Below are 12,733 nucleotides of genomic sequence, written 5' to 3'. Positions count from 1 at the left end.
GCCGCGCTATCGGTCAGCGGAGGACTTTCATGCGTGCAATTCGTGGTGCCGTCCTGGGAATGGCGGTCTCGGCGTCGATGTTCGCTTCGGCGGCGTGGGCCGCTCCGGTCAAATGGGACCTGTCGACGGAGTACGCCCCCGCTTCGCTGCCGGGCCGGGTCAACGCCTATTTCGCCGACAAGGTGAAGGAGCTCTCCAAGGGCGAGTTCGACATCACCATCCATTATGGCGGCGCGCTGGGCTTCAAGGCCGCGGACCACTACACGGCGGTGGAGGACGGCGCGCTGATGATCGCCAGCACGCCCTTCAACCGTATGAACGGCATCTATCCGATCTTCGAGCTTCAGTCGCTGCCCTTCCTGCAGACCACGCTCGACGAGGCGGAGAATCTCGATAGCGCGCTGCGGCCGCTCTACAACCACGCCATGCAGGCCAATGGGCAGTTCCTGCTGTTCACCATGCCGTGGACGCCGCAGGGCTTCTGGGCCAAGAAGCCGATCGTTTCCAAGGCCGATCTCGAAGGTTTCCGGGTGCGCGTGGTCGATCTCGCGGCGGTGCAGACGATGAAGAAGGCTGGCGCCGACGCCATCCAGCTCTCCTGGGCCGACACGCTTCCCGCGATCTCGACCGGCGCCATCAACGGCGTGCTGACCTCCGACGATGGCGGGCTCTCGGCCAAGTTCCCGGAAGCGGGGCTGACGGCCTTCACCCCGGTCGGCTTCACCGTCGGCGTCGAGATGGTCCACGTGAACCAGAAGGCGTTCGACGACCTGCCGCCGGAGATGCAGACCGTGCTGCTGGTGGCGGCCGGCGAGGCGGAGAAATACGGCTGGGCGCTGTCGCGCAAGACCGTCGCTGACAACCTCCAGAAGATGAAGGAGCTGGGCGTGACGGTCGGCGAGATCACGCCGGAGTTCAAGGCGTACCTCAAGGAATCGGCGGCTCCCGCCATCGACGCCTGGAAGAAGCGCTTCGGGCCGCAGGCGGACATGGTGTTCGACTTCGCCACCGCGGCCATGAAGGCGAACTGACCGCGCCGCGCACGGAACCTGACCCGATGTGGCTGATCGACGTCCTGCGCCGGCTCGCCCGCGCTCTCTCGATCGCCGGTGGCGTGGCGGCGGCGATCGGCATCGTGCTGATTGCCGCCGTCATCCTGCTGGAGATCGTGCTGCGCACCTTCTTCGCGACCTCGACCTTCATGAGCGACGAACTGGTCGGCTACCTCGTGGCGGCGACCGGCTTCCTGCCGCTCGGCTACACCTTCGCCGAGGGCGGCATCCTGCGCGTCAACCTGCTGCTGGGGCGGATCGACCGGACACCCCGCCTGCGGGTGCTCGTCGAGCTCGTCTGCGTGGCGGCCACGCTCGCGGTGCTCGGCCTGCTGATCTGGCACTTCTGGGGCAATGTCTCCCGCCAGTACAGCCGCGGTTACACCAGCGGCACCATGTCGGGCATCCCGCAATGGATCCCGACCGGCACCATGCTGGCCGGTCTGGCAATCTTCTGGTTCCAGGTGTTCGCCTACGGCCTCGGCGTGGCGAGCGGGCGCGAGCCCGTCCTCGCCGAGGAGCAGGACGAGACGGCGGTGGGGTGAGGCCGTTGGCCCGCCGCCGCCAATCCAAGAGAATCCCATGGACATCTATGCCAGCGCGCTGACGGTCTTCCTGCTGCTGTTCTTCCTGCTCGGGGCGGGCCTGTGGCTGTTTGCGAGCTTCCTGCTGCTCAGCGTGGTGGGGCTCGTCGTGACCGTGGGCATGGATCTCGGCCGCGTCGGCGCCATCATGTCCCAGGTCATGTGGCGCAGCGCGTCGGCCTGGGAGCTCTCGGCCATTCCCCTGTTCATCCTGATGGGGGACATCATCTTCCATACCGATATGGCGAGCCGGCTGTTCCGGGGCCTGTCGCCCTGGGTCGACCGCATTCCCGGCCGGCTGATCCACGCCAATATCGGCGGCTGCACCCTGTTCGCGGCCATCTGCGGCTCGAGCGTCGCCACCACGGCGACGATCGCCAAGATCACGGTCGGCGAGCTGCGCCAGCGCGGCTACGACCAGAACCTCGCGCTCGGCTCGCTCGCCGGGGCGGGCACCTTCGGCCTGATGATCCCGCCGTCGATCAACATGATCATCTACGGCGTGCTGGCCGAGGTCTCGATCGCCAAGATGTTCGCCGCCGGCGTCATTCCCGGCGCGATCCTCGCGCTCTCCTACAGCGGCTACATCATGCTGCGCTGCCTTTTGAACCCGTCGCTCGCGCCGGGAGCGCAGCGGGTGGACTGGAGGGACCGGTTTGCCGCGCTGCGCGACCTCGGCCCCATCGTGCTGCTGATCGTCGTGGTCCTTGGCAGCATCTATACGGGCGTCGCCACGCCGTCGGAATCGGCGGTGATGGGCCTCCTCGCCACCGTGGTGATGACGCTCGCAAGCCGGCAGCTCACGCTGCGCATCTTCGCGACCGCACTGATGAACACGGTCAAGACCTCGTCCATGCTGCTCTCGCTGATGGCCGCGGCGAGCTTCATGTCGGCGGCGATGGGCTACATGCATGTGCCGCAGGACGTCTCGACCGCCATTTCGAGCCTGCACCTGCACCCGTTCGCGCTGATCCTGGTGCTCGGCCTCGTCTATGTCGCGCTCGGCTGCGCGCTGGACGGCGTGTCGATGATGGTGATGAGCGTGCCGATCGTGCTGCCTCTGGTGGTCGCAGCCGGCTACGACCCGATCTGGTTCGGGGTGTTCCTGGTGGTGATGGCCGAGCTCGGCCAGCTCACCCCGCCCATCGGCTTCAACCTGTTCGTGCTGCAGGGGATGACGGGCATCGGGCTGTCGCGGCTCTCCGCCGCGGCCTTCCCCTTCTTCGTCATCACCTGCCTGGTCGGCGCCCTGCTGGCGGTCTTTCCCGGCTTGGTGCTGTGGCTGCCGGGACGGCTGTTCTAGCCGGGCGGGAACGCCGCCCGGCTAGACGAATCCTTGCTGACGCAAGCGCGGAGGTCTCGCCTCCGTGCGCTAGCTCGCCGAGCGTGCCCGCTTCGCCTTCTCGTGCTCCTCGTCGATCGACTGCTCGACGCCGCTCTCGACCATGGTGCGCGTGGCGTCCACCGTGGCGTAGGTCCAGAAGATGCGCATCGGCCCATCGCTCTCGTTGAGGAAGCGGTGGGGCACGTTGGCCGGGATCCAGGTCGTGTCCCCGGTCTTGAGCGGGATGCGCTCGCCGTCGATCTCGGCGATCGCCTCGCCCTCGAGGATCATCACGCTCTCCTCGCAATTGTGGAAGTGCAGGCCGATCTTCGCGCCCGGATCGAAGGCGGTGATGCCGTTGATCAGGCTGGTCGAGCCGCAGGTGCGGGTCACCAGCGGGATGGTCCGGGCGCCATTGCCGCGGTCGTTCACCGGAAGCTGGTCGGGCCGCAGGATGGCGGCGCTCTTGTCGGACATGGAAGTCTCCTTCACGTCGCGGGGTTCAGTTCGCCGGGCTCACTTGGCCGGGCCGATCCAGACGGTCTTGATGTTGGTGAACTCGCGGATGCCGTAGCTGCCGAGCTCGCGCCCGTAGCCCGACCGCTTGATGCCGCCGAAGGGCAGGCGCGCGTCCGAGGCCACCATGCCGTTGATGAACACCGCGCCGGCGTCGATCTCGCGCGCCATGCGGCGGGCAAGGTCGAGGTCGGCGGTCCACACCGCCGCGCCGAGGCCGAACTCGGTGTCGTTGGCGAGCGCGATCGCCTCCTCGGTCGAGCTGAAGCGGATGACCGAAGCGACCGGGCCGAAGAGCTCCTCCTTGAAGGAGGTGTGGTCGGGCGTCACCCGGTCGAGCAGCGTCGGCGCGTAGTAGCAGCCGGGACCCTCGATCGGCTTGCCGCCGAGCACCAGCACCGCCCCATCGGCGATGGAGCGCGTCACCTGGTCGTGGAGACCGTCGCGCAGATTGGCGCGCGCCATCGGGCCGATCTGGGTGGCCTCGTCCATCGGATCGCCGATCTTCAGCGCACGGATGCCCGCGATGAAGGCCTCGTTGAACGCGTCCGCGACGTCCTCATGGACGATGAAGCGCTTGGCGTTGACGCAGGACTGGCCGACATTGACGAAGCGCGCCTTGACCGCGGTGGCGGCCGCCGTCGCGATGTCGGCGTCGGGCAGCACGATGAACGGGTCGGACCCTCCCAGCTCGAGCACCTGCTTCTTGAGCGCCTTGCCCGCCTGCGAGGCGACGATGGCGCCGACCTCGGTGGAGCCGGTCAGCGTCACCGCCGCGATCCGGTCGTCGGCGATGATGCCCGCGACCTCCGAGGCTTCGACCAGCAGCGTGCGCATCAGCCCGTCGGGGCAGCCCGCCTCGCGCATCATCGCCTCGATCGCGAGCGCGCTGCGCGGCACGTTGTTGGCGTGCTTCAGGATCGCCCCGTTGCCGGCGGCGAGGGCCGGGGCGGCGAAGCGCACGAACTGCCAGAACGGGTAGTTCCACGGCATGATGGCGAGCACCACGCCGAGCGGGTCGAACACCACGCCCGATTCCGTCGCGTTGGACTCGATCGTCTCGTCGGCGAGGAAGCCCTGCGCGTGGGAGGCGTAGAAATCGCAGGTGACGGCGCACTTCTCGATCTCGCCGCGCGACTCGGTGATCGGCTTGCCGATCTCCTCGGTGATGAGGCGGGCGTAGGCCTCCTTGTTCGCGCGCAGCACCTTGGCCATCTCGGTGAGCAGCAGGACCCGCTTCTCGATCGGCACCCGGCGCCAGGAGCGCTGCGCACGATCGGCCGCCGCGAGGATCGCATCGACCTCGCCCGCGCTGTGCGCCTCGAAGCTGTCAATAACGTCGCCGGTCGCCGGATTGATCGACTTGATCATCGGTGGTCTCCAGAAGATTCCGTAAGGTCGCCACTCAGTGGCTGGGGACGGTGGAGCCGACCCGGTCGGCTACCGCCTGCGCGAAGGCCTGCGTTCCGAGCTGCCCGCCGAGGTCGCGGGTCCGGGTCGAGGGATCTTTCAGCGCCATGTCCAGCGCGGTCAGGATCGAGCGGCCCGCCGCCGAGAGCTCGGGGCGCTGGCGGTGCAGGCCGAGCCATTCGAGCAGCATCCCGGCCGAGCCGATCAGCGAGGACGGGTTGGCGATGCCCTGCCCGGCGATGTCCGGGGCCGAGCCGTGCTGCGCCTGCGCCATCGCGATGGTCTCGCCGGCATTGACCGAGGCGGCGAGGCCGAGGCTGCCCGACAATTCGGAGGCGAGGTCGGACAGGATGTCGCCGAACATGTTGGTGGTGACGATCACGTCGAAGGCCTCGGGCCGGCGCACGAGATGGGCGCAGGCCGCGTCGATGATCAGTTCGTCATAGGCGACGTCGGGATAGCGCGCGGCGACTTCGCGGCAGCAGCCGAGGAACAGGCCGTCCGTGATCTTGAGGACGTTCTGCTTGTGCACGGCGGTGACGTGCTTGCGGCGCGCGCGGGCGCCCTCGAACGCCGCCTCGGCGATCCGCAGCGAGGCCTGCCGCGTGATGCGCCGCATCGACAGGGTCACGTCGGCCGTGACCTGGAGCTCGCCCGGGCCGGCATACATGCAGCGGTCGGCGTAGAAGCCTTCCGTGTTCTCGCGATAGATCACCATGTCGAAGCTGGCGCCCGTCGCCGAGGGCAGCTCGGGCCGGGTGACGGCGGGGCGGATGTTGGCGAACAGGTCGAGCCGCTTGCGCAGCTCGCCGGAGGGGTTCAGCCCGCCCTTGTCGCGCGGGGGATAGTCGAGATGGGAGACCGGCCCGAGGATCAGCCCGTCCGCCGCCCGCGCCGCCTCGAAGGCGCTGTCGGGCAGGGTCGAGCCGTGCGCCTTCAGCGCCGCGAAGCCGATGTCGATTTCCTCGAAGTCGAAGCCGATCCGGTGCTGCCGGTCCGCGGCCTCCATGACCAGACGGGTGGCGGCGGTGATTTCGGGGCCGATCCCGTCGCCGGGAAGAAGGGCGATCTTCATGCCATCAGTTCCTTTGGCCTGTCCCGGAGACAGAAGCCGCATGCTGCGCGAGAGGGGGAGAATGGGGAGCCGCCCCGAAGAGCGTCGTGGGGTTGTCGACGAGGATCCGGTGGCGGGCCTCCGCGTCGAGCCCGGCATCGGCCATGAGCTGGGGCACCGAGAGCGCGTAGACCTTGCGGAAGGGCTCGATGTCGTCGGGCCCCCGCGCCTTGCGCGCCGCGCCGCCGCCGGTGTGGGGCCAGTCCGAGCCCCAGATCAGCCGGTCCGGCACCATCGCCTCGAACCGGCGGATGAGATCAAGCGCGCGCGTCTCCGGCGCCTCCGAGGACTGGCCGATGCGGTAGTCGGCGGAAAGCTTGATCCAGATCGGCGCGGAACCGGCGAGCGCGGCGAGCTGCTCCATGCTGCGCGCATCGTCTTCCGCGCCGGCCCCGGCGAAATGGTCCAGCACCACCGGGATGCCGGCTTTCTCGAGGGTCGAGGCGCGGGCGAGGATGGTCGCGAGCGGCGCGTAGAGCTGCAGGAACAGGCCGGTGCCACGCAGGCGTCCGGCCATGCCGAAGAACGCCTCGTCCGCATCGAGCGCGCTTCCCGCCATCAGGTTGACGCGGAAGCCGCGGATCCCGGCGCCGGCGAACTCGGCGAGCCGGTTGTCGTCGAGCGTCGCGACGTCGGCGACCGCCACGCCCCGGGCCGAGGGCCCGAGCCGCCGCAGCGCGTCGATGAGGCAGGCATTGTCGGCGCCGTAGACGCTCGGCTGGACCAGCACGGCATGGGCGACGCCCCACTGCCGGTGGCGCTCCTGCAACGTCTCCAGCGAGGCGGTGCCCGGCGTGTAGCTGCGCACCGCCGCATAGGGGAAGCGGTCGGGCTCGAAGACGTGGACATGGGTGTCCCACGTCCCGGGAGGGAGGGACAGGGCGGTCATAGCAGCAGATCCGGCAGGAAGGTGATGAGGCCCGGCAGCAGGATCAGGATCACGATCACGCCGAGCGTCAGCCAGACATAGGGGACCGACACCCTGACCAGTTCGCGGAAGCTGAGCCCGGTGACGCGTGTCAGGGCGTAGAGCACCATGCCCACGGGCGGCGTCAGCAGCCCCAGCGTCAGGGTCAGCGTCATCAGGATGCCGAACTGGATCGGGTCGATGCCGTAGCTCTTGATGATCGGCATCAGGATCGGCGTCAGGATCAGGATCGCCGGGGTTTGCGCCATGAAGCAGCCGACGACCATCCACAGGACGACCATCAGGAACAGCAGCACGGTCGCGTTGCTGGTCAGGCTGGCGAAGAACTCGGCCAGCGCGCCGGGAATGCCGGCCCGGATCATCACCACCCCGAAGGCCGAGGTGAAGATGATGATGACCATGATGACCGCGGTGTCGATCAACGTGCCCATCAGCTCGCGCGCCAGCCGCGTGGGGCCGTAGGCGCGGTAGACGAACAGGCCGAGGCACAGGGCATAGAGCGCGGCGACGGCGGCGGCTTCGGTCGGGGTGAAGATGCCGGTGTAGATGCCGCCCATGATGATGAACGGCGTCAGGATCGGCAGGATCGCGACGCGGAACGCCGGCCAGATCTCGGCCATCGTGGCGCGGGTGCCGATGGGCATCCCGTCCTTGCGGGCGCGCCAGGCGACGTAGCCCATATAGGCCACCGCCATCATCAGCGCCGGCACGATCGCGGCGAAGAACATGCGCTCGACCGAGACTTCCGCCTGCACCGAATAGGCGACGAGCGCGATCGAGGGCGGCAGGATCGGGCCGATCAGGGACGAGGCGGCCGTGACGCCGGCGCTGAACTCGCGCTGGTAGCCCTGGCTCAGCATGGCCTTCATCTCGATCTGGCCGAGGCCGACCGCATCGGCCGTCGCCGAGCCGGACATGCCGGCGAAGATCACGCTCGCCATCACGTTGGCATGGCCGAGGCCGCCGCGGATCGGACGGACCAGCAGCGCCACGAACGCGAACATGCGCTCGGTGATGCCGCCGAAGTTCATCAGCCGCCCGGCGAGGATGAAGAAGGGAATGGCGAGCAGCAGGAAGCTGTCCATGCTGCTGAGCGCGAGGCGCGCGATCATCGCGCTGGCGCGGATGTCGAACAGCCCGCCGAAGACGAGGCCGGCGCCGATGAAGGAGGACAGGCCGGCGGCGAAGCCGACCGGGTAGCCGATCATCAGCAGGACGAGGAAGAGGACGACGACGAGGGTGAACAGGATCACAGGTCGATCTCCTGTTCGCCGTCCTGGAGGCTGACGGTCTGGCCCGTGACGAGGTTCTTGAGGTCGATGAGCACGTAGACGGCCAGCAGCGTGATCATCGCCAGCTCCCACAGGTAGTAATAGCTGATGCGGAACCAGCCGATCGTGATCAGCGTGATCGACCAGTTGCGCTCGGCCATGTGGACCGCGCCGCTCGCCCACAGCGCGAGGAAGAACAGGATCGACAGGGCGAAGGCGATCGAGAAGACGCGCTTCATCGCCGGGCTGAACTGCGCGAACAGGAAGTCGACCATGACGTGCTCGCGCTGGCGGTAGGCGAGCGTGATGCCGCTCAGCACCGACAGGGCGAACAGGGCGCGCGCGGCTTCCTCGGTCCAGGGAACCGGGATCTGCAGGAAATAGCGGAACAGCACCTGCGCCAGCGTCAGCACGAACATGCCGGCGAACATGGCGAAGGCGACCACCTGGACCAGGCGATCCACGGCGTTGAGAAGTTTCATGGGTGTCTCCCTGGGGCGACGCGCGCCTCCCCGGCGCGCGTCCCCGACATCACTTGGCGGCAGCGATGTCGTCGAGAATGCCGGGACGGCAGTTCTTGGCCGCGAAGTCCTGCACGATCGGCTCGGCGATCTTCTTGAAGGCGGGGACGTCGGATTTCACGACCTCGACGCCCGCCTTCTTGATCTCGTCGAGCAGCTCGCCTTCCTGCTTCTTCACGAGCGCGTTCAGCCAGGTCATCGTCTCGGCCGCGGTCTCGTTGAAGATCTTGCGCTGCTCGTCGCTCAGCCCGTCCAGGAATTCGGTGTTGGTGGTGACGATGTAGTAGCTCTGGACGTGGTCGGTCAGGTCGACCGTCTTCTGCACTTCGTAGAACTTCTGGGCGAAGATCGCGGAGATCGGGTTCTCCTGCGAGTCGAACACGCCCTGGCGCAGCGCGCCGTAGAGCTCGGAATAGGGCAGCGGGCCGGGCAGCGCGCCGAACGCGGCGAACACCTTGCTGCGCAGCGGGTTGGTCACGCGGATCTTCAGGCCCTGCAGGTCCGAGGGCTCGCGGATCGGCTTGTTCGCCGTCACCACGCGCGCGCCGCGATAGCCGACACCGCTGATGGTGATGTCGTAGTTCTTGGTCATGTAGTCCGACAGCTCCTTGCCGAGCTTGCCGGTCCACACGCGGTAGCCATGGTCGGCGTCGTCATAGACGAACTCCGCCTCCATGCACTGGTAGGGCTTGGCCATCGAATGGACGAGGGTCGGCCCCGAGATGCTGACCTGGATCTCGTCGTTGGACAGCTGCTGGAGCACCTCGACGCCCGAGCCGAGCGCGCCGCCGTCGACGATGGTCATCTGCAGCTCGCCGTTCGACCGGTCGGCCAGCAGCTTCTTCCAGTGCTGCATCGCCTGGACGCTGAAATCCGAGCTGTTGTTCTCGGTGCCCAGCGTGAAATTGACGGTTGCGGCGTGCGCCGGCAGTGCCAGCAGGCAAGTCACGGCAATCGGCGCAAGGAACTTGGACGTGAGCAAAGTCATCCTGTCTCCTCCCAGGAGTAAGATTAGAATTCTTGATGATGTTCGCCCGTTTTCTAGACAAACGACCAAGTTCGTGGCAATCGCAGAACAGGCCCGTTTCACCTGGGAGAACGCATGGGAGCGCTGCGCACCGAGTCGGTGGAGAGGGCCCTGTCCATCCTGTCGGCGTTCGGAATCCGCAGGCCGAAGATGTCGCTCGCCGAGCTGGCCGCCGAGACCGGCCTGCACAAGAGCACGATCCTCCGCCTCACCCGCTCGATGGCGATCTACGGCTTCATCGACCGCGACGCCGAAGGCCGCTTCTCGATCGGCGCAAGTGTCTGGCATCTCGGCCTTATCTTCCGCCAGGAGTTCGATTCCGCCGAGCTGATCCGCCCCGTCCTGCGCCGCCTCGTCGACGCCACGGGCGAGACCGCCTCCTACTTCGTGCGGGCGGGAAACGACCGGGTCTGCCTGTTCCGCGAGAACAGCCCGAGCCTCGAGAAATACGGGGTGGAGGAGGGCGTGCGCCTGCGGCTGGGAACCGGGGCATCGGGTCTCGTGCTGCGCCGGAACACCGGCGAGGAGCTGCCGGACCTGTCCGTCTTCAACGCGCACGGCACGGTCAGCCTGGACGCGACGCGCAACCCCAACATCGCCTCGATCTCGACGCCGGTCTTCTCGACGTCGGGCCATTTCCGGGGCGCGCTGACAATCTCCGGGCTCAACGCGCGCTTCACCGAGGAAATCCGCACCCGGGCGGTTCCCATACTGGAGAATTACGCGAGAGAACTTGGCGCCAAGATCGACTGATGCGGCTCTGGCCGGCGAGGCCGCGCCCCGATCCTAGAACATGGCCGAGACGGATCTGGCGGCGGCGTCGACCTGCCGGTGCAGATCGCGCAGCCGCGCCATCTCGTCCGAGTCGCGCGGAATGAGGCAGCCGATGGAGCCGACCACGGCGCCCCACGGGTCGCGGATCGCGAGCGCCAGCGCGCTCACCCCGGGCCGGTATTCGCCGTCCTCGACCGCAAATCCGTGCCGGCGCACCAGCCGCAGGCTCTCGATCAGCTCGCCGAGGGAATCGATGGTCCGCTCGGTGAAGACCGGCAGCCCGTGCTCGGCCACCACGCGGGCGATCTCCGCCTCCGGCAGCCAGGCGAGGATCGCCTTGCCGAGCGCGGTCGCATGGCAGGCGCGCCGGATGTCGTCGCGATAGCCGTCGAAGGACAGCCCGCCGGGCGCCTCCACCTCTACCGAGAGCTCGAGATGGGTACGCGTGAGGCTCGCCATGGCCGCGCTCGCTTGGCTGTCGCGCGCGAGGTCCTTGAGCACGCCGCGCACGCCGCGCCGGATGTCGAAGGCGGCGCTCTCGCGATGGGCGAGCTCGGCGAGCTTAGGGCCGAGATAGTAGAATTTCGGGTGCGCGTTGCGCCGCACGAAGTCGCGCTTCACCAGCGAGTTGAGCAGGTGGTAGCAGGTCGGCACCTTCAGGCCGACCGCTGCCGCCACATCCTGCAGCCGGCGCGGCTCGCGTGCGGAGGCGATGTATTCGAGGATGGAGAGCGCCCGGTCCACCGACTGGATGGTGACGCTCGCATCGTCCTTCTCGCGGGGTGCGCCGGGGGCCGTGGCCGGCCCGTGGGCGGGCACGCTGTCCTGGACGACCACCTGCGCCATCTCGCTCGTCACGTCGGACGGCTCGATGCGCGGCTCCCGGGCGGCATGAGAGGAAGGCCGGCTCGGCATGGGCACGATCTCTCCAGCTCGCGACGGTGGCACGTGCCACGTCTACCCGTGCCACGTCCGCCGTGTCACATTCGCCGTGTCACGTCTCTAGTTTCCCCCAGCCGCCGGTGCAACGCCGGTGCGCCCGTTGACGACGAGGGCGACAAGGCAGAGCAGCCCGCCCGCCGCGCACACCGCGAGCCACCCGCCATGGGCCCAGGCGAGACCGCCGATCACGGTGCCCAGCGCGCCGCCGGCGAAGCGGGTCACCATATAGACCGTGTTGAGCCGGCTCGCCGCGTCGCGGTCGAGGACCAGTATGTTCGCCATGCTGGAGACGTGGCTCATCTGCATGCCGAGATCGAGGATGACCACCGCAGGGACCATCCAGAACAGGGATTCGTGCGCGGCAGCGAACAGCGGGAAGGCCGCCGCCATCAGCGCGCCGCTCAGCACCAGCACCGTCCGCAGCGAGAAGCGCTTGGTGATCCGCGCCGCCGACATGGCGCCGATCACGCCGATGGCCCCGACGAGGGCGAAGGAGCCCGCCATCTTCGACGAATAGTGGCCCGGCATGGCGGCGAGGTGGAAGGTGAGGGTGGACCAGAACAGGCTGAAGGCGCCGAACTGGAGCGCCGCGGCCAGCGACAGCGAGCGCAGCCGCGCGTAGCGGTGCAGCAGCTTCGGCAGGCTCGAGAGCAGGCTCAGATAGGAGCCGCCATGGGCCGGCTTGAGGGCGGGCAGCGCCCGGCGCAGCACCACCATGAGGGCGAGCATCACCAGCGCCGCCAGCGCGAAGACCAGCCGCCAGCCGATCAGCGCGCCGAGCCATCCGCCCACGAAGCGCGACAGCACGATGCCGAGCAGCAGCCCGCCCATGACGTGCCCTACCGCCTGCGGCGCGGAGGAGGGCGGCACGATCTGGCTGACGATGGGCGGCAGGATCTGCGGCACGATGCTGGTCAGGCCGATCGAGAACCCGGCGGCGAGCAGAAGCGGGAAATTACGCGCCTGGCTGAACAGCAGCAGCATGGCGGCCGAGAGCACCAGCATGACCGAGATCAGCTTGCGCCGGTCCACCTGGTCGCCCAGCGGCAGGATTAAGAGCAGGCCGAGCGCATAGCCCGTCTGCGTCAGGCTGGAGATCCACGAAGCGGCGTCGTCGGTGACCGCGAAGGTCCCGGCAAGGTCGTTGAGCAGGGGCTGGTTGTAATAGTTGTTGGCGACGACGATGCCGGCCGTCGCCGCCATCAGCCAGATGGTGCGTGCGGGAACGGCGGACGGCTGGTCATCCATGACGGGGGTCCGGGTGTGGGGG

General features: G+C 68.1%; 13 protein-coding genes. 4 read left to right on the top strand and 9 right to left on the bottom strand.

The features are described from left to right. Positions 1-29 precede the first annotated feature (29 nt). From NVS83_RS06310 to NVS83_RS06300, 3 genes are read left to right on the top strand one after another with little or no spacing between them, the layout of a single operon-like run. Positions 30-1,031 (top strand): TRAP transporter substrate-binding protein, encoded by a 1,002-nt coding sequence (locus tag NVS83_RS06310; protein ID WP_258731631.1) that lies wholly within the window; start codon positions 30-32, stop codon positions 1,029-1,031. A 26-nt stretch (positions 1,032-1,057) separates the two neighbouring features. After that, positions 1,058-1,597 carry a TRAP transporter small permease subunit gene (locus NVS83_RS06305; RefSeq protein WP_258738575.1) on the top strand — a complete coding sequence of 180 codons (540 nt, stop codon included), beginning with the start codon at positions 1,058-1,060 and terminating at the stop codon, positions 1,595-1,597. A gap of 37 nt (positions 1,598-1,634) precedes the next feature. Then, positions 1,635-2,939 (top strand): TRAP transporter large permease, encoded by a 1,305-nt coding sequence (locus tag NVS83_RS06300; protein WP_258738574.1) that lies wholly within the window; start codon positions 1,635-1,637, stop codon positions 2,937-2,939. 69 nt (positions 2,940-3,008) lie between these two features. Here the strand turns inward: NVS83_RS06300 and NVS83_RS06295 are convergent, their stop codons facing one another. Genes NVS83_RS06295 through NVS83_RS06265 form a run of 7 tightly spaced genes read right to left on the bottom strand, consistent with a single transcriptional unit; the run spans position 3,009 to position 9,708 of the window. Further along, positions 3,009-3,437, bottom strand: a complete 429-nt coding sequence (locus NVS83_RS06295; RefSeq protein ID WP_258738573.1) for a cupin domain-containing protein — start codon at positions 3,435-3,437, stop codon at positions 3,009-3,011. Between the two features lie 39 nt (positions 3,438-3,476). Next, positions 3,477-4,847: an NAD-dependent succinate-semialdehyde dehydrogenase gene (locus NVS83_RS06290; RefSeq protein ID WP_258738572.1), complete on the bottom strand. Its 1,371-nt coding sequence runs from the start codon at positions 4,845-4,847 to the stop codon at positions 3,477-3,479. 34 nt (positions 4,848-4,881) lie between these two features. Continuing rightward, positions 4,882-5,961, bottom strand: coding sequence for an isocitrate/isopropylmalate dehydrogenase family protein (locus tag NVS83_RS06285; RefSeq protein WP_258738571.1), 1,080 nt, complete (start codon positions 5,959-5,961; stop codon positions 4,882-4,884). 4 nt (positions 5,962-5,965) lie between these two features. Next, entirely contained in the window at positions 5,966-6,889 is a 924-nt protein-coding gene (locus NVS83_RS06280; protein WP_258738570.1) for an amidohydrolase family protein, read from the bottom strand. Further along, entirely contained in the window at positions 6,886-8,181 is a 1,296-nt protein-coding gene (locus NVS83_RS06275) for a TRAP transporter large permease (protein ID WP_258738569.1), read from the bottom strand. Before NVS83_RS06275 ends, NVS83_RS06280 begins: the two co-directional genes overlap by 4 nt. Beyond that, positions 8,178-8,681 carry a TRAP transporter small permease gene (locus NVS83_RS06270; protein ID WP_258738568.1) on the bottom strand — a complete coding sequence of 168 codons (504 nt, stop codon included), beginning with the start codon at positions 8,679-8,681 and terminating at the stop codon, positions 8,178-8,180. The genes NVS83_RS06275 and NVS83_RS06270 overlap by 4 nt, the downstream gene beginning before the upstream one ends. Positions 8,682-8,730: 49 nt before the next feature. Beyond that, a complete protein-coding gene (locus NVS83_RS06265) occupies positions 8,731-9,708 on the bottom strand; it encodes a TRAP transporter substrate-binding protein (RefSeq protein WP_258738567.1) in 978 nt (325 codons plus the stop codon). A gap of 114 nt (positions 9,709-9,822) precedes the next feature. Between NVS83_RS06265 and NVS83_RS06260 the strand changes: the two genes are divergently transcribed. Beyond that, positions 9,823-10,500 (top strand): IclR family transcriptional regulator, encoded by a 678-nt coding sequence (locus NVS83_RS06260; protein WP_258738566.1) that lies wholly within the window; start codon positions 9,823-9,825, stop codon positions 10,498-10,500. A 33-nt stretch (positions 10,501-10,533) separates the two neighbouring features. On the opposite strand, the gene NVS83_RS06255 is transcribed toward NVS83_RS06260, so the two are convergent. Then, the gene (locus NVS83_RS06255; RefSeq protein ID WP_258738565.1) at positions 10,534-11,436 is read right to left on the bottom strand and encodes an IclR family transcriptional regulator; all 903 of its coding nucleotides are present in this window, start codon (positions 11,434-11,436) and stop codon (positions 10,534-10,536) included. A gap of 87 nt (positions 11,437-11,523) precedes the next feature. Further along, positions 11,524-12,711 carry an MFS transporter gene (locus NVS83_RS06250; protein WP_258738564.1) on the bottom strand — a complete coding sequence of 396 codons (1,188 nt, stop codon included), beginning with the start codon at positions 12,709-12,711 and terminating at the stop codon, positions 11,524-11,526. Between the last annotated feature and the right edge of the window lie 22 nt (positions 12,712-12,733).

Source organism: Ancylobacter mangrovi, assembly GCF_024752335.1.
Taxonomy (GTDB): domain Bacteria; phylum Pseudomonadota; class Alphaproteobacteria; order Rhizobiales; family Xanthobacteraceae; genus Ancylobacter; species Ancylobacter mangrovi.
Note: the sequence above shows the minus strand (reverse complement) of the source record. Positions and strands in the feature narration are given on the sequence as shown.